The following is a 16,944-nucleotide window of genomic DNA, read 5'->3' on the forward strand; positions in this document are numbered from 1 at the left end:
TCCAATCAGCCAACGCCCTCTCCTGACGAGAGTGCCAGGTGCCGCGGGGCCGAGTCTGCGCACCATTCGGTGATGCTGCGCCTGGCCGTGGTCGTGGCGCGCGAGGTTCCCGCCGGACCGTGTGCCATGGTCGCCGCCAGCTCGCGCATCCGCTGCGTCACGGGGCCCATCCGCCGTTCCGCGGGCATGGCGAGTACGGGCATCAGGGCGGACATCACGCCGTCCGGTTCACCGCAGTCGATGAGAGCCCCGGCTTGCGCGATGTGGATCTGGGCTTCGGTGCCGTAGGCCCGGACCGGCTGCGTCGCCAGCAGAGCCAGTGCGGTTTCTGTCGCGCGCAGGGCGTCGTGCGGCTGGCCGATGCGGAGGCGTACCGCCGACACATAGTTCTCCTGGCGGGCCTGCGGGCACGAGAAGAGGCCGCCGATGTCGTCCTCGCCGCCGATGTTCTCCCGGGCGCGCTCTGCCCTCGCGAGGGCCGCTCCGGCTTCGTCAGCCGCCCCCAGGACCGACCAGGCGTCCGCCTCCTGACAGGCCAGCAGCGCCCCGACTGTGCCGCCCACAGAGACGAGGGCACCTCGCCGCGCGTGTGTCACCGCGTCTCGGAGCCGCCCGTCCCAGAGCGCGACTTTCGACCGGGTTGAGCACACCCAGGCGCGCAGCCCGTCATGGCCAGCGTTCTCCGCGCACAGCCACGCCGTACGCCCGTGGGTGTCGGCGGCGCGCAAGTTGCCCAGGTCGGAGGTCATCCAGGCGAGGAGCCCGCACAGGTACCCGGCCGCGACATACAGGTCGGCGGACTGGCGCGGCGGCTGATGGCCCTCGAGGAGCGCGAAGACACGGTCGCGCAGTTGTCGTGTGCGGCCGAAGAGAGCCAGCGCGTCACCGGTCAAGTAGTCCCAGGCGAGGGTCCGTACGTCGGCTAGCAGCTGCTCCAGCGCGATCGCCCCCACGTTGGTCGCCTCCGCCCACTGCGCCCAGGTCGCAGACTCTGCGGCGGCGGAAAGTACCGGGTCTGGGTCATACGGAGGTACAACGGCAACGAGCAAGGGCGCGGAGGGCTGTTCGGGAGCACGGTGCCGAAGGACTCGCAGGTCGTTCTCCGGCAGCATGCGCCGATCCTCGATGTCGAGGATGGCCTCGGCATCACAGCCGTACACCGCGGCCAGGGCGACGAGTACCTGAAGCGTGGGCCGGCGGCTGGACGGGCCTGGCCACTTCTCCCACTTCCCAACGAGGGAGGCGTCCGCAGCAACGGCTGGCCCCGGGCGCGAGGAGACACGCTCGGCAGTCTCCTGGAGAGTCCACCCGAGGGCATGGCGCCACGCCTCACGGGGACGCACTCGGAGGCGAACTCTCATCTCGGTGGCGATCTGGTCGGTGGTGCATCCGGCTGCGGTCATCTCGTGGCGCAGCGCGTCCCGGTCCGCTTTGGACCCGGCTTTGGGTGGTGGCGTCATCGCTCTCCCTCAGTGCGGCGGGATGCGCTCACGGTAGCCACCCGGGCGGGCGCTGAGGAGCGGATCCGCCTCGCCCGAAGGCCCACATCTGTCCAACCGATCGCCCGGAGAGCTGCGTTCTCGCAGATCAGGGCCTGTCGTACGAGCCACGGAATTTGGACACCGGCGCCCTCGTGTGCGGCGACCGGCCTTGACACCGTTATGGCACCACACCGGAGGACAGGGGCCATCGTGAGAACAGCCCAGACGGATATCCAGGAAACCCTTGCCGAGGCCGCCACGCTCGTCGGACTGCGCGCCGGCGAGGGCGAACTCGCCGAGGCCGCCGGTGCGCTCCGAGCGCACATCGAGGCGATGCTGCCCGCGGCAGAGGAGCACGCCGCCACCCTGTGGCGCGGCAGCCCGGAGTGGTACCGGCTCCGATCCACGCTGGACTCCATCCAGCGCGAGATCGCGTCCGCGCCGCCCCCGACGGCGCTCTCCGGCCACGTGCGCGTCGAGCTGCTGCGCCGGTCGTGCGCATGGCTCCTGGAGCACCACGGGCCCGGCGGCGCGCGAGAGGGGTCCTGAGATGTTCTGCGCTCGCTGCGACGAGCCGATCCTCCCTGGGCAGCCGTACCAGACCTCGGCCGTAGAGACAGGGTCCGGCGCCGCGCCTCCCGTACACCGGCACACGGACTGCGCGCGGCCGGGCCCGGTCACCCGGCCGCGCGACTACCAGCTACCGCGCCGCTGACGGCACCCACTTACCGCCCCGGCCGGTCGTCTTCCCCCGTGGACACCGGCCGGGGCTCCTCCCCTCCCAGATCAGGAGCAGCACGTGAAGAGAACGACACGACGCGCGGTCGCCGATATCGGCTGGGGCCTCGGAGCGATGGTGTGCTGCGGCCTCATCGTGCTCGGGCTGGTCCTGGCGGTCCGTACCCCGTGACGGACGAAGACCAGGGACAGCGGCGCGTGATGGTGGCGCTGATCAGCATGGGGCTCACGTTCCTCGCGTGCCTGGCGGCTGCGACTGCCGTCGCCATCGTGGTGACCATCGCCGCCATCTGATCGCGGCCTGTCTACCGCCCCGGCCGGTCCGCGTCCCCAGCTACCGGCCGGGGCTCCACGTCAGGCACCAGCCGCGACAGCGGCACCTGCAGCGCACTCGCGATCAGCAGAAGGTCGGCGTAGCGCGGGTCGCGCAGGCCGACCTCGTAGCGCTGGATTGTGCGCCGCTCCACTCCCGCCAGATCGCCCAGTGCCTCCTGGGACAGCCCGGCCTCTGCGCGCGAGATGGCGATGCGGTGGCCGAGTGCTGCGCTCTCGGCGATGACCCAGGCGGGGCGTGGCATACGGCGGTCTGGCACTCGACAAACGCTCTGGCGCTATCGATCATGAGTCAGTACCCAAACCGTCGCCAATGCATCACGAAATTGATCTTGATTGGGCGAGTGGGAACGATGGCGAACTGGCGTACGCGCACACCACAACGTCCCGTGATCGACACACGGACCGGCAGGGTGGGCATCCGGCTCTCCCCGTGCCAGCAGATGGTCCAGCTGAGGTCCATCGCTGACGGCGTGGAGTGGCGCGCCCCCGCGTCCGCGGTGCGGCTGGCAACGCCGGCGGAAATCAAGTCGGCTCTGGCGTCACGGCCGGAGTGATCAGAGGTGCTGTTCACGCCCCCACCAGGCCATGACCTGGTAGAGGGATTGAGCGCCGAGGGTGATCTTGATCGCTGAGAGTTCTTTCCCGATCGTGCGGTCCGCCAGGCCGAGTCGACCGCCGGCCTGGGCCTGCGACGCGCCGGTGGCGAGTTCGCGCAGGATGGCACTCTGCCGCTCGCTCAGTCCGCTGCTGACTGCGTGCGAGAGGTCCCCCCAGGGTGTCGCCCGGCCCCACAGGAGCAGGTAGACCGAGCGGACCCACATCACTGCGGCGCGGTCGATGAGGTGCCAGCCGCCGCTGCGGTCGTCGGGAGCGATCACGTTGTCGACGAACGCGTGTGTCCCGTCGATGATCATCATGCGGGGGAACGCGTTCTCTGATGCCCGGACGTCGGCGCCGGCCGCTACGATCACGTCCACGTAATTGCGCGTCTGGTCATGCCCCCAGGCGATCACGTTGTAGAGCGATTGGACCGTCAGTCCCCGCTCAAGCGCCCGTCGCGTGCGGTCGACACCGAGGCGCTGTATCTCGGGATCCCGGTCGGCGGGCTCGCCCGGCTGTGCGGTGAGGATCTCGGTCGTCGCGGTGCGCGAGACCTCCCCGATGCGAATGTTCATCGCCTCGCGCGACTCGAGGAGTTCCGAGCCGGGGCCGCCGTACATTCTGTGTCCATCGAAATGGCGCGCCAGTCCCTCGATCGCCGGGATGTGCGCCATGCGCTGCACCGTGCGCGTCAGGTCCGCCTGTGCAGCCGCCATCAGTCTCTGGGCGGCAGCTCGGGGCTCGGCCGCGAGGTAGTGGCCGGATTCACCTGGGTCGGCGCTGATCAGCCCGAGCGCGAGCAGACGATCGACCGGCTGCCCGTCGTGTGGCGCGTCACCTGCGGCGATGGCCCTGTAGGCGTCAAGGTCGCGAGGGCTGAGCGGCAGCCCTTCTGCGTCAAGGCCGTTCACGATTCCCCCAGTTCGCCGCGCGCCCTGCGTCCTCCGCGCCTGCCACGTGCAGATTCTTGCACGTGCCGGTTTCGGTCCCGCCCAGGCCTGGACCTAACTGACCACACATGCAACTCTACTTTGAGTCACATTAGACACACTGGCCCCTCAGTCGGAGGATGAACCGCCATGCGCAGGAATGCCCTTGCCGCGCTCGCCGCACTCACTCTCGCACTTGCCGGCACCGCCGCCCCGATGGCCACTGCGGCAACAGATGAGAGCCCTCGCCCTGCCCCCGTCGCGACGCCCGCAGACCTGGGATGGGGTGCCGCCCTGCCGGACACGACCGTCTCCGACGGTGATCTGGGCTGGGGCTGAGCCCCGAGCACGACCAGAGGCCCGGCGGTCACGGAAGTCGGCTGCCGGGCCTCGCTATTACCACGCAGGGGGAAGCATGAGCGCACAGCAGAGACGATCCTCCCGGCTGGACCTCCAGCTGGAAGCGATTACCGACACACTGGCGATGGCCCAGCAAGAGCCGACGCCTGAGCGTAGGGCCGATCTTCTGCTGCTGGTGGAACGGGCCTTCGCCGTGTATCACCAGGAGCACAGGGCGGCCCGGGAGACCCGACTGCATTTCCGGCTGCTTAAGGGAGGCGGGGGTGCCTCTCCGCCGGGCCGTTCGGATGAAGGTGAACCGGCGGTTCTGTCTGACGGAAGTCGACCTGCCGTTCGTGCGTATTGAGCTGCTCGCCAAACGCGCAGGTGCTCCCGGGAGTGCTCTCGCCTTGCAGGCCTGGCTGACCAGGCGAAAGGCCATGATCAACTGGGAGCGAAATGGGAGCCGATCTTGATTCCCTGCCGTGCTCCACGATGCTTGAACGTCCCCCCGCATGCCTGACCGTTCGTGAGAACGTCCAGGTCATGCGGGGTTCAAGCGTGCCCCCGGCAGGATTCGAACCTGCGACACCCGCTTTAGGAGAGCGGTGCTCTATCCCCTGAGCTACGAAGGCGGGGATCTGTTGGCAAATGTGTCGGAAATCGCGGCGGGTGCCGAGGGTTCCACGCATCTGTCCAGCTGATCCGGGTGGGCGCCAGTGGAGCGGCGCGCCGCAGTCAGTGTAGCTGGTGAGGGATGACTGGCGGCGGCGCGTCCGTGAGGGGGCATTCGGCAGGGAGAGCTGGGCGCTATTCGGGTGGCGGCTGGGCTCTGGCGCGGGCGATGGAGTTGATCACCCAGGCCAGTCCGATGAAGACGAGGAGGGCTCCGTCGGTGCCGTAGGCGGGGACGCGTTTGTCGTGGTGGGTGAAGTCGAGGGTGGAGTGGAGCGACTCGCTGTCCTGGCGGAAGCCGAGGTAGCGGGCGCCGTAGTCGGTGGCGGGCGGGATCTGGCGGAGGTGCTCGGTGCGGTTGAAGCGGGGGCGCTGGGTGCGGGGGTCGGGTGCGCGGTCCTCGTGGGTCTCGTAGACGGGGATGAGCTCGTGGTGGGGCCCGTGCGGGCAGGGGATTTCAACGAGGTGGTAGAAGCGCCAGCTCTTGGTGCCTTTACGGGTGGGGAGGTCGCGGACGGGGAGGGGGTTGTAGAGGGTCTGGCCGTCGACGGTGATCAGACGCTCGCAGGCGCGTCCGGTGGCGGAGTACACGTCGTGGCTGCAGTGCGGCCGGTACGTGTACTGCTTCAGAGCCCGAGGCGTGGCGCCGTCGTGCTGGCGGGTGAAGACGATGGCGCCGCGTGCGATGAGCGGGGTGCGGTGTTTGCCGCGCCAGACGGTGTCCTGGACGAAGGCGAGGACACCGGGGGCGCGGTCGAGGATTTCGTGGGACAGGCGGAGGGCGACGGAGGCTTCCTCCTCGCGGTTGGGGTCCTCCTCGGGGGAGCGGTGTCGGGCGGCGTCGACGTTGAGGATGATGCGGCTGTGTGCGATGCCAGCCTTGCGGACGGACTGGGAGACGATCTTCTTGCCGTAGACGGTGCGGTCACCGCCCTCGATCTGGAGGCCGGCGTCGTGGTCGACCCGGTGGTGGCGGATCTCGCCGGTCTTCTCGTCGACGGTGGTCTCCTCGGTCTGGTCCGAGGGCGGTCTGACGACCGTGGCGTCGCCGTTGACGACCTGGCTCCGGTCGGGGCGGAGCCGGCAGCCGCGGGGACGGTCGGTGGAGAGGTAGCCGTGGGCGAGGGCCTGGGCGATCCAGGCGTCCCGGGATGCCTCGCGGAGCCGGGGCAGGCTGGCCAGCATCTTGGGGCGGTATCCGGTCCAGTGGTGGCGCTGGGGGCCGGTGGCGGGGAGGGCGTCGGCTTCGGTGTCGCCGAGGTGGTGGCGTGCTCCGTCCAGGACGATCTTCCAGATGTCCTCGCTGTGCAGGGTGACGCCTGCCTTGCGGCCGCTGCGATAGATGGAGATCGCGCAGAGGTAGATGAAGAGGATGTACGGCGGGTAGTGGGAGCGTCGTCCGGCGGATCCTTCTTCCCGGTGGGGCAAGACGTCGTGGGCGACCCGGTAGAGGTCGGGGTTGGCGACGAGGTGTTTCAGCCGGTCGTTGTCGGCGATGCCGGGTGCTTCGGGGCTCTTGGGTTCGGGCTGGAAAGCCGCGGGGCTGAAGATGTCCTGAGGAGTGGGGCCCATGATCCAGTCGGGCTTCTTCTTGGTGGTCCTTGTCCGGGGCTTCCTGGCCGGGGCCCTTTTGCGGGACGTTCTGGGCGCCGGCGCCTTCTTCTTCGTCGACTTGCCGGCGTCGGAGTCGCCGGAGGAGTGAGTGGTCATGCGTCCTCCTCGGCGATGGGGCGCCAGATGAAGTCGGCTCGGCGGGCGGCGCCGTCGAGCGAGGACAGGCCGAGACGCAGCGCGACATCGGCGATCTGCCCGGACTCGGCGAGGATCTTTGCGGCGACCCAGTCGGTCACGTCTCGGGGTGCGGCGGAGCGGCCCTCGGGCGCGATTCCGCTGTCGCGCACGGTCTCGCCGAAGGCGGTGCAGATGCTGCTCTGGCGCCGGTGGGCGGGGATGTCCTTGGTGATGGCCAGGATTTCGAGACCGTTCGGGGAGCGGTGCCGCTGCAGATGGCCGGCGCGCAGTTCCAGGACGCGGCGGGACCAGGGGTCTTCCAGCGGGCAGTAGCGGGCGGTGACGTAGACGGTCCCGCAGGCCCAGACCCTGGTGCGGTCCGGTGTGAGGTCGGTGGTGCCGGTGTAGCCGATCTCCCCGGTGTGCAGGCCAGCCAGGAGCAAGGCCAGAACGGAGGCGTTGCGAGTGCTGGGCATGCCTCGCTCAGAGTGAAAGCGCAGGGTGTCGATGTCCTGGTCGGTGAGCCGCCCTGCGGGCCTGGGCGCGGAGCGCGCGATCGCCGGCAGGTCGAGCGTGGGTGCGGCGGTGGTCATACCGAGACGCCGGGCCTCGGCGAACAGGGCATCGACGCCGGACTTGCGGACCCGTCGGGTGCTGTCGGCGGGGATGGGCACCATCCTCCCGTGCCGGTCCTTCCCCGGGGCGTCCACGAAGGACTGGGCGAAGGCATCGGTGACATCGTCCAGGCGGGTGACGCCGTACGCGGCGGCGAACCGCAGGAGGCGCTCGCCGGTCTGGATGTAGGACTCGGCCGTCTGTGAACGCAGCTGTCCGGAGCGGACGGCGCCCTCCCATACGACGGTGACCCGGAGGAAGGCGGTGCGCAGGGTGAACCTAGCCACGGGAGCCTCCCCGGGCGGCCCGGGAGCGCCAGACGGTGTGGGTCATGATCAGCGGGTTCGGGGAAACGCGTGAAGGCGGCGGGTGGGCCGCGCTACGGTGGGCGGTGGCTCTCGCCATGGGTGAGGGCATACCGAAGCCCCCTTTCTCGCGGGCGTGAGCCCGCGGGGAAACGGTCGGGTTGCGGTGGAAGGGGGCCCGAGGCGCGGATCCTTGGTCGGGAGAGAACGTCTCCGGGCCCCCTGGTCTCTCAGTTCGTCGTGGACTCCTTCCGCAGCGGCGTGGTCGCGCCGAGCTGCTGGATGAGGCGGTGGGTGTCGAGCCATTCGGCCCGGTCCATGGCCGCGATCTCGGCCAGGGACCACAGCGGGGCGGTCAGCTCGGGCTTCAAGGGAGTGCCGTCGGCGGCTGCGCGGGTGTGTAGGGCGGACAGCACGGTGAGCAGACCGGTCACGTGGTGGTGGAGGGCGGTGGCTTCGTCGGCGTCCAAGTGCCAAGCCTCGCCCATGCCGAGCCGGCGGGACAGCAGCTGTCCCGCGTCCTGGCCGAAGCCCGCGCCGGTCGTGTTCTCCTCGCTCTGTCGGGGCCCGGGAACGGACTGTTCCTCGTCGTCTTCGGACGCAGCGTGCTCCTGGCCCTCCTCCTGCGGAGCGCGGCCCTCGTGGCCGTCAGAACCGGTGGTCGGAGCTTCCCCGTTGGCGGAAGCGGAATTGGCTCCCTCGTACCACTGGAAGAAGCCCTCCGGCTCCTCCACCAGGAACCCGAGCTCCACCATCAGGTCCAGGAGCCGGTCGACGTTCTTCTCGTACCCGGGAACCTTGGCGAGCGCGAGGAATCGCTGGCGCAGTGCAGCCCGGGTGGCCGGGTGCTCAAGACTGCGCTGGCGCGCCGCACCAGCGAACCACTGCTTCCGCCAGGCATCTCGCAGGGCGTGGGCACCCTCTTCCGGGGCCTTGTCCCACGCGGCGGAGATCTCCCGGGCGGTCTCAGAGGGCTCGTAGAGGCCCCGGGAGGAAACCTTCCGGGCCAGTCCGCACGCGCAGTAGAACTTCATCGCGAGCCCAACGACCCACGAGCTCAGCCCCGTCGCCTCCGTCAGTTCCTGGACGGGGAACCGGCCGGGGAAACGCCCGATGGCTGGCAGTAGCTGGAGATGGGCGGGCAGAGGGACGCGGTCGTGCGGGAGGTGCTTGGCGGGCTCCTCGCGTGTCGAGCGCTGGCGGGTGCTCCCCATGACTTCCTCCCGATGCGGTGCCGGTGTGACAGGTGACGCGTGCGCAGCGTAGAACACGGCATCCGAGCGCTGCAGGCGAACGGGAGATCTTGCAAGCCGTCAACTCGGCGCCAGCAGTGCTGTTTTGATGCGCAAGGCTTGTTGTAACCCCTCCTCTGGGTACATCGGAGGAACGGCCTGGGTGGCCTGGCGGAGCCGGACTGGGGGTGCGGAACCTGGCGCGGGCCGGGGTGGCTGCGCCAGCCCTCGGGGGTGCGGGAGGCCAGCGCTCCGGTGTCTGATGCAGGGCTGAGCTGGAACGTCGAAGCGTTCGCGGGCAGGCAACTCTCAAGTCCTTGCGCTCGGTGGTGGCTATTCAGGCTTGCTATATGAGTAGCATGTGCGGGGTGCGGCGGCATCCGGTGCACTGATCCGTCACACTTACCCGGTGGCTGGAGGAACGAGACGTGCCCAGAGTCCGTACGCATACGTGGTCAGCGGCGAATGGCCCGAAGCAGTGATGCGGCCGCACCGCAGCGCGCTCGTTGCCCAGGCCATCGCCGCCGGGCTGGCCCGCGCGATGGTCGATCAGAGGATGAGTGCGAACGCCCTCGCCGGCAGGAGCGGCGTCAACCGCCAGGTGATCACCAATGTGCTCAAGGGGGCGGTCTGGGCCGACATCATGACCGTGGTCGAACTAGAGGGCGCGCTCGGTGTCATGCTGTGGCCCCGGCACGTGGACTGGGATCTGGCCGCGCTCGTGGACCTGTCCCCCGGTGGAGAAGAGGGGTGAAGCTCCCCCGCTCAGAAACCTTGGCTGAACCGGTGTGACAGGGGGCCTGACAATTGATCGCGAACGAACGAAAGATGCCTGACCCGCAGGGAGTCCTGCGAGCCAGGCATCGGATGAAACATGATTAAAGGTGACAGACCGCGCAGGCGGCCGAGTCGTCGTCCTCATCCAGTGCGTCCGAGAGGATCTCCAGCAGCGGACGGTTCGGCTTCACGCGCTTGGCCGCGCGGTCAAGGGCCGCCTCGTGCTTGGCCTCGATCTCGTCGCGGCGTTCTATCAGTTCGCCCAGCGACTCACCCTGCGACCAGGTGTACTTACGGCCCTGCATGGCCGTGTCCTGGTGCTTGAGCTTGTCCTCGTAGGCGACCGCCTTCTCGTAGAGCTCAGGGTGCCGGTCCTTGAGACCCACCCACTCGTGCTTCCGCTGGAAGAAGCAGAAGTAGCAGCCGGACCGGGTGCGCCACTCGTAATAGCCGGGGAGGCCGATGCCAGCCTCTTCGAGGATGCGGTCAACGCCCGCGCGGTCGATCCCGTCTTCGCGGAAGGGGAAGACTGCCGTGATGTTGGGCTTGGTGCTCACGTAACCCAGACGGTTCTCGTCGGCGCGGATCGCCACGTACGAGATGGCCTCGTCGTCACCGATCCACTCTTCGAGGGGCCTGATCTTCAGGTTCTTCGTGCACCAGCGCATCTGGGGGCTGGGCAGCGTCCCTTGGTAGACCTCCAGCCAGTGATCGAAGTCGCGGGAGGAGTTGAGCCGTGCGATGGGCTTGCCGAGAGCGCCTTCGAGACGGTTCAGGTATTCGTAGGTCTCGGGCAGCTCGGCCCCGGTGTCGCAGAAGAAGTACTCCATCTCCGGTACCCGGTCGCGCATGTAGATCGCGAGGGACGAGGAATCCTTACCCCCCGAGATCCCGAGTACGTGGCGCTTCTTGCTGCTCGTACCGTCGGTGTCTGTCACGGCTACTTCTTCCTCTCGGATGTGGCGCTGTCCTGTTCGGACAGGCGCTCAGCCAGCGCGGCGAGCAGGATGCGCGCGCCGTCCGGGCCCAACGCTTCCTCAGCTTGCCTGATGACACTGACAACGAGCGTGTCTGCGGCATTCCGCGAGCTCTTGGGGACGTGGATGAGCGTGCGCTCCTCGTTCCCCTGAGGTGTGGTGAGCGTCAGCAGGTGCGTATCGATCTGTCGCCGCTTCGGCTTCGCGCACTTCGCGGTCGTCACGGGAAGTGTGGCGACCGACTCTTCCGTCTCCACTTCCTCTGCCTCCTCGGATTCCGAGATGCTGTAAAGGTGGCTCACCCGGTCGAGAGCGCGTGCCCTGTCCCGTACGACGCGGGGGAAGAGATCCATGTCGCGGTCGGTCCAGTCCCCGAGGGCCTGGTTGACGAGCTGCACGACAACTGTGCCGAGCCAGTCGTCGTCAGGGAGCATCTCGTTCGTCACGCGGGTCACGAAGCCGTGGAGGCTGACTTCGAGAGAAGCGTCGGCGAAGCCTTGCAGACGTTCGGCGAGTCCGGTGCGGAGCTCCTGTGTGCTGGCTGCCGGAAGCCTGAACTCCTTCGCCAAGGTCTCCACCACGTACCGCCGCAGATTCTCACTCGCGTCAGTGAGGTCACCCAGGGCAGAAGTGAGACGCGAAATGAACGCCTCGGCTGCTTCCGGGTCCTTCTTGGCTCCCGGAGTGATCGGCTCGAAGCCGAGCGCCTCGGGCAGTTCTTCGAAGACGAGCATGTCCGGGTCGGTAGCGCTGGAGAGTACGTTCCGGACTACGAGGGTGTCCTCGTTGAGCCGACGCGTCTTGAGCGAGTACTGGTCCAGGACCATGACTCGTTCCAGCATCCCACGGGTGACCGCGAGTAGGGCCGGGTTACGGTTCGCGCGGCTGCGGGGAATGTCGACGTCCAGCGACTCCACGAGGCCATCGAGCACAGCGCGACGCTGACCGCGGTCGACGGGGGTTGACTTGACGGTGAAGCGTTCCGGATAAGGAACGTTGAGGCGTTCCACAAGGGCGGCTGTGAGGCGAGGGCAGTAGTTGCCCTCCTCGAAGAGCGCCACATCGTTGCCGCGCAGGATGAGCCCGGCGACCACCAAGATCGGAACTACACCGGCCTTCACACCGTACGGAGCGGCCATGAGGCGCTCGTAGATGTCGACGATAGGCGTCGGCTCCGTGGCCTCGTTCAGGGCTTCCTCGAGCGCCTCCCACACAGGCATGACGCTCGCGTTCGCCTCGGCGGTCGGGCGTGCCATGCCGTGGGTGTGGATGGTACCGCCGGAGCTCGTTCCGCCGCTGACCTCTCCGGCTGCGCGGTGCAGGCCCAGATGCTCTACGACTCCGTCGTAAAGGGCGCGCTCCGCAGGGAACTTGTCCTCGGGCCAGCCGAGACGCGGCAACCCGGTCTTCTCAATCATCGCTGTGAGGACTTCGCGACGCGTTCGAGCTGCGTTGCTTGTGAGCTGGTGGCGCCCCACCATCTCGTTCCTGACATGCGGGGTCTGGTGGTAGACCACGTTGCATGCCTCGGAGACGAGCCCTGCGTAACTGCGCGCTCTGAGCTCCTGAGCGGGCTCGCCGTCGGTTTCCTCGCCGCTCGTCCAGAGGTACCAGCTCGACTCATCGCTACCGGGTCGGAACGCCTCGGCAAGCAACGCGGTGATCTGCTGGGAGAACTCTCCGGCTCGTTCGTTGATCTCGCGGCGGGCGACGTGATCAAGCTCTTCGTCGCCCATCAGGTCCTGAAGCGCGACGAGAGTGGTGCCGGCGGCCAGCACTGTCTGCGGATTCTTGGTCAGTCCGACCACGACCGGAAGTGGGGAGTCCACTCGAGGCGTGCTTGTTAGGTCGCCGAGGTGGAAGACGAGCATCCCGTCCGCCGAGTCCTGCACGATCTTCGGGCCACGTAGTTTCACCGTCTGGTGGCTGACCGCCGTCACGAAGTGGCGCTGCATGCCGGTGAGCTGACTGTGCGCGCCAGCTGCGACCGCGTTCGGAAGGACGTTGGTGCCGAGGTGCTTGTTGAAGTAGCGGACAACGTCGTCGGGCTGGAGCTGAGAGGCGATCTCACGTACCCGGGCGTCGATATCGACATCGGTGCCTTGCCAGATCCGGTACTCGTTGCTGTATGACCGGTGAACGACGAGCCCGTCCTTCACCAACTTGTCCAGTCGCTTCTGCATCTGCTTGAAGCGCTCGACATTGGTGGCATCGAGGGGGTCGTTCAGTGCGAACTGGATCATCGCGGGGGTAGCCCGGAGCAGACCGTCCGCATCGATGAGATTCAGGACGCCGATGGCCTTGAGGAGCTCTTGGTCCTCCTCCGGAAGACCGTGGGCCTCCTCCAAGCGAGCATCGATCTCCAGCCACCGGCTCGCCTTCGATGAGGCGAGGATCGTCGTGCGCCCCGCAGAAAAGAAGAAGTCGTACAGCTGGGGGATGCGGAGGGTAGAGGCGCGCTCCGGCGATGCGTCAGCGAAGGTGTCCAGACTGCGCCGCACAGTGAACGGCTCATCGTTGACCAGGAAGCCGCTGAGGCTACGGTCGTTCTGACCGATCTGCGATGCCATGAGCGGAGCGGCGAAGGCCGTGAGCGGGTGCAGGGGATACAGGTTGGCAAACGACTCGACGGAGATGTCGACCACCGAGTGCAGCGACTGCTCATGCCAGATGCCGTGAGCGGCCTGCGCCTGGGCTTCGATCATCTTGCGGTTCTGCTTCGACACCCCCGCGTGGTTCAGCTTTCGCTGGAGGAGATAGGCCGCGTCGCCGAGGTTGGGCGCGAAGGTGACGTCCTCGAAACGCCCCTGGATCTTGGCCCATTCTTGGGTCTGGGCCGAGCTTGCCCGTGAGGCGTAGTCAGTGAACGCCAGGTGCTGGAGGGTGAAGATGAAGAGCGGAAGACCCCTGGCGCCAGCGCCCTTTTCCGCAAGCAGCTGGAGGAGGAAGACATCGCTCCCTGCATCTCCGCTCTCTTCTGCCGAGACCAGGTGCTCCAGCGTCTTGCCGAATTCGTCGATGATCAGCAACAGCGGCGCCTTGCCGCACAGCAGGGTGACGGCGTCTAGCAAGCTGTCCGATGTCGGTACGTCCGTCTCAGCGCAGGCGCTCATAACGGCGGATACGTCCTTCGGAACGCGCTTCTTCCACTTGCGTTCCACCGCGGTCTGCAGAGCCCGATGGATCGTGACAGCCAAGGGCTCACGGCGCGCGGTGGTGACCGCACCCAGGAAGCCGTCGCCGGTGAGCGCCTTCCGGGTCTCAGCGATTTCCTGCGCCAGTGCGTTGTGAGTCGCAGAGACTGCCTCGTAAGCAGCACTGCCGCGCTTCGCATCGTGCCCAAGGAAGGCGTCGATCAGGTTCGCGAGCGTCGACTTGCCGGAACCGTACGGTCCCGTGAAGGACCATGCGCGGGAACGCTTGGGGTCGCGCAGGGCGCTTCCCACTCGCTCCAGTACGTCCTGGGCGCGGACGCCTACATACGGAGAGTGCAGGTCGGAGTCCTGGACATCGCGCTCCAGATTGGTGGAGCGGAACTCCGTACCAACGAAGCTGATCCCCGAAGGGATCTGCGCACCAGTGCTCTGCGATTTGGTGCGCGGGGAAGGCTGGGTCGCCGTGGTCACGCGAGCTCCTCGTTCATGTCAGCCCGCTGGGGGAACAGCCCCTGCGTGGCCTCAGCGTCGTCCGTGGTCTTCTTCAGGCCGGGCTTCTGCAGCGCCCACTCTGCAGGCGTCGGGAAACCATCGCGCTCGCGCACATGGCCGTACTGCTCATCGAGGACTTCCCATGCGAGGGCCTCGGGGTTGTCCGCGAAGCGCAGGCTCCGCTGGCCGAGCGACTCCACGATCTCCAGTTGCGGGTGGCTCTCGACAAAGGCTTCGATCGATCGGGAGAGCTCCGGCTCGCGCATGTGGAAGGCGCGTCCGGGTGCTCCGGGTTCGCTGGCGAGCCGTGCCAGTGAGATGGAGTCCGGCTTGCGGGAGAAACGCGCTGCGTAGTCCAGGCAGGCATGTACGAGGACACGGGGCGGGAGGCTGGGGCGGATTCCACTGGTGAAGCGGTATGTCCGTTCTTTGCCGCGCCCTCCCTGGTACTCCAGCAGGCCGAGCTCACGGAAGGGGCAGAGGAGAGAGTCCTCGAAGCTGCCCGGAGAGAGCGGGTTCGCGTCGGGGTCCGGGGCGTACATCTTGATGAAGCACTCGGCGTCACGGGTGATGGACTCCGCTGCCGGCCACTTCTCGCGCGGGAAGCTGCTGTGCACTTCGCGGGTGATGAGTGTGGTCATCTCCTCGACGGTGACCCGGGCAAGCGGGGCGAGGTGGAACATCACGTACCAACTCGGCGCGAGGCACCGGGCGTCCTTGTCACCAGAGACGAGCCACCAGTGCAACAGCCACAGACTGCCGGTGTCCTCTAGATAGGGGTCGGCACCGTCCTCGTCCAGGAGCCAACGGGCCCGCCAGGTCGGCGCGGCCGCGAGCGACCGCGACTGGTTCTCGGCGCTGTTGTACTCATGAGTGAGTTTGAATGCCTGCGACCAGTACCGCATTGAATAGACCATGTTCTTACCGACGCCGAGACGCACCAACGCGTCCGGAGCATGGAAGAGCATTTCATCCTTCTTGACCTGAAGGTACGCCTTGTGCAGCCAGCCGAAACGAGGGGGGAAGCTTTCGTGGCGGTTGAATTTGAGTCCGACAACGTCGGAGAGGCGTCCTTCTGGCATTACGGTCGAGCCCTTCATTTAAAGGAGTGGGTAAAAGGTCTTTGGAGGTCCGGTCAAGGGCCGGCGGTGGCGTTCATGAGCGCTTGTACGTGTGTTACTGCTCGGACTGCGGCGACAACGGCGCGGCGGATTTCCTGCTCTGTGGTGGAGTGCCCCAACGAGAATCGGATCGTGGCGTCGGCGTCTTCCCGGCTGAGCCCCATGGCGACGAGGACATGACTCGGACTGGGAGCACCTGCGGAGCAGGCGCTGCCGTCGGACGCGGCGACGCCAGGCATTGAGGCCAGAATCGCGTCGGCAGGGGCGCCGGGGAACGTGATGCTCGCGACGCCGGGCAGTCGAGGGGCTCGGGAACTGTTGACGTAGCTGCCGGGGAGTCGGGCGAGCAGCTCTCCCTCCAGGAGGTCGCGCAGCTTGGCGATGCGCGAGGCTTCGTCGAGGAGACGGTGGTTCGCGGCCTCGGCAGCCGCCCCCAGGCCGACGATGCCGGGCACATTGAGCGTGCCTGCTCGCCATCCACGCTCATGACCGCCGCCGAAGACCAGGGGGCGCTGTGAAAGCCGGATGCCGCGACGGATGAATAGCGCCCCGACGCCTTGCGGCCCTCCGAACTTGTGGGCCGACAGCGACAGCAGGTCTACGTCGAGCTCCTCCAGGTCGACGGGCAGCTTGCCGACATACTGCGTCGCGTCCGTGTGAACCAGTGCACCGACAGCGTGGGCGGCCTCGACTACAGGTCGCAAATCCGTGATCACGCCGGTCTCGTTGTTAGCGAGCATGAGGGAGACGAGAGTCACGTCGTACCGCTGGAGTGACTCAGTGAACGCCTCCAAGTCGATCTGCCCCAGACGGTCAACTGGCAGGACGCTCAAGGAGCCCGGAATCTCACTCGTCAGTGCCCGTGCCACCTCCAGGACAGCCGGATGCTCGACGGCCGAAGTGACGATCAACCCGCCCTCGGCGTAAGCAGCTTGCAGGGCAAGATTATTGGCCTCTGTGGCACCGGAGGTGAAGATGATCTCGCTGGCGGAGCAGTTCAGTAGGTCTGCGAGAAACCGGCGGGATTGGTCGACCCTGCCTGCGGCGTCGCGGCCTTGATGGTGGATGCTGGAGGCGTTCCCCACGGAGTGGAGCGCCTCTTCCATGGCTTTGAGTGCCGCCGGGCGCATGGGGGCGGTGGCGTTGTAGTCGAGGTACACAGACTGCGTCTCATTTGTGCCTAGTTCCATTGAATGCCCCCACTCGACGTGATTCGCTCCTTATGTTGCTCCTGGTGAGTCTTCGCGACCGGTAGCTCATGTTCCACCAGGAGTGCTCTGGGATCCTAGCGAATCTTCGAGCCGAGTGGGATTGCCGCGCCGCAGGAAGGGCAGGCGTGAGCGGTGCGTGAGCATCCCCTTCCGAAGAGTGCTCCTCTTTGTTCACAGGCGTCTGATCAGGGCGTACGTACACTCAGCGAGCCACGGATGCACATTCTTCG

General features: G+C 67.3%; 13 protein-coding genes and 1 tRNA gene. 3 read left to right on the forward strand and 11 right to left on the reverse strand.

Annotated elements, in window-relative coordinates; genetic code table 11:
* Positions 1-5: 5 nt before the first annotated feature.
* On the reverse strand, positions 6-953 hold the full coding sequence (locus DVH02_RS11700; RefSeq protein WP_233518162.1) for an XRE family transcriptional regulator: 948 nt from the start codon (positions 951-953) through the stop codon (positions 6-8).
* 738 nt (positions 954-1,691) lie between these two features.
* Between DVH02_RS11700 and DVH02_RS11705 the strand changes: the two genes are divergently transcribed.
* The gene (locus tag DVH02_RS11705) at positions 1,692-2,030 is read left to right on the forward strand and encodes a DUF6415 family natural product biosynthesis protein (protein WP_114623720.1); all 339 of its coding nucleotides are present in this window, start codon (positions 1,692-1,694) and stop codon (positions 2,028-2,030) included.
* A gap of 357 nt (positions 2,031-2,387) precedes the next feature.
* Entirely contained in the window at positions 2,388-2,513 is a 126-nt protein-coding gene (locus DVH02_RS36730) for a hypothetical protein (protein WP_267899055.1), read from the forward strand.
* An 11-nt stretch (positions 2,514-2,524) separates the two neighbouring features.
* Here the strand turns inward: DVH02_RS36730 and DVH02_RS11710 are convergent, their stop codons facing one another.
* The 6 genes from DVH02_RS11710 to DVH02_RS11740 form a co-directional block, all read right to left on the reverse strand.
* Complete coding sequence (locus DVH02_RS11710) at positions 2,525-2,797, reverse strand: helix-turn-helix domain-containing protein (RefSeq protein WP_233518163.1); 273 nt, start codon at positions 2,795-2,797, stop codon at positions 2,525-2,527.
* Between the two features lie 312 nt (positions 2,798-3,109).
* Positions 3,110-4,066 (reverse strand): helix-turn-helix domain-containing protein, encoded by a 957-nt coding sequence (locus DVH02_RS11720; protein ID WP_233518164.1) that lies wholly within the window; start codon positions 4,064-4,066, stop codon positions 3,110-3,112.
* 919 nt (positions 4,067-4,985) lie between these two features.
* Positions 4,986-5,058: transfer RNA gene (locus tag DVH02_RS11725), tRNA-Arg, on the reverse strand.
* A 175-nt stretch (positions 5,059-5,233) separates the two neighbouring features.
* Positions 5,234-6,808: a hypothetical protein gene (locus tag DVH02_RS36030; RefSeq protein WP_233518165.1), complete on the reverse strand. Its 1,575-nt coding sequence runs from the start codon at positions 6,806-6,808 to the stop codon at positions 5,234-5,236.
* Positions 6,805-7,731, reverse strand: a complete 927-nt coding sequence (locus tag DVH02_RS11735) for a hypothetical protein (protein ID WP_114623723.1) — start codon at positions 7,729-7,731, stop codon at positions 6,805-6,807. The genes DVH02_RS36030 and DVH02_RS11735 overlap by 4 nt, the downstream gene beginning before the upstream one ends.
* A 248-nt stretch (positions 7,732-7,979) precedes the next feature.
* On the reverse strand, positions 7,980-8,963 hold the full coding sequence (locus DVH02_RS11740; RefSeq protein WP_114623724.1) for a hypothetical protein: 984 nt from the start codon (positions 8,961-8,963) through the stop codon (positions 7,980-7,982).
* Between the two features lie 574 nt (positions 8,964-9,537).
* Here DVH02_RS11740 and DVH02_RS11745 point away from each other — a divergent pair.
* Complete coding sequence (locus tag DVH02_RS11745; RefSeq protein ID WP_147286042.1) at positions 9,538-9,735, forward strand: helix-turn-helix domain-containing protein; 198 nt, start codon at positions 9,538-9,540, stop codon at positions 9,733-9,735.
* Positions 9,736-9,859: 124 nt separating this feature from the next.
* On the opposite strand, the gene DVH02_RS11750 is transcribed toward DVH02_RS11745, so the two are convergent.
* The 4 genes from DVH02_RS11750 to DVH02_RS11765 are packed head-to-tail and all read right to left on the reverse strand — an operon-like array spanning position 9,860 to position 16,663.
* Complete coding sequence (locus DVH02_RS11750; protein WP_114623726.1) at positions 9,860-10,696, reverse strand: phosphoadenosine phosphosulfate reductase family protein; 837 nt, start codon at positions 10,694-10,696, stop codon at positions 9,860-9,862.
* A 2-nt stretch (positions 10,697-10,698) separates the two neighbouring features.
* Positions 10,699-14,361, reverse strand: coding sequence for an ATP-binding protein (locus DVH02_RS11755; protein WP_114623727.1), 3,663 nt, complete (start codon positions 14,359-14,361; stop codon positions 10,699-10,701).
* On the reverse strand, positions 14,358-15,482 hold the full coding sequence (locus DVH02_RS11760) for a DUF4007 family protein (protein WP_233518166.1): 1,125 nt from the start codon (positions 15,480-15,482) through the stop codon (positions 14,358-14,360). Before DVH02_RS11760 ends, DVH02_RS11755 begins: the two co-directional genes overlap by 4 nt.
* A gap of 35 nt (positions 15,483-15,517) precedes the next feature.
* Entirely contained in the window at positions 15,518-16,663 is a 1,146-nt protein-coding gene (locus DVH02_RS11765) for a cysteine desulfurase family protein (RefSeq protein WP_233518167.1), read from the reverse strand.
* Positions 16,664-16,944 lie beyond the last annotated feature (281 nt).

The organism is Streptomyces corynorhini (genome assembly GCF_003346515.1).
Classification (GTDB): Bacteria; Actinomycetota; Actinomycetes; order Streptomycetales; family Streptomycetaceae; genus Streptomyces; species Streptomyces corynorhini.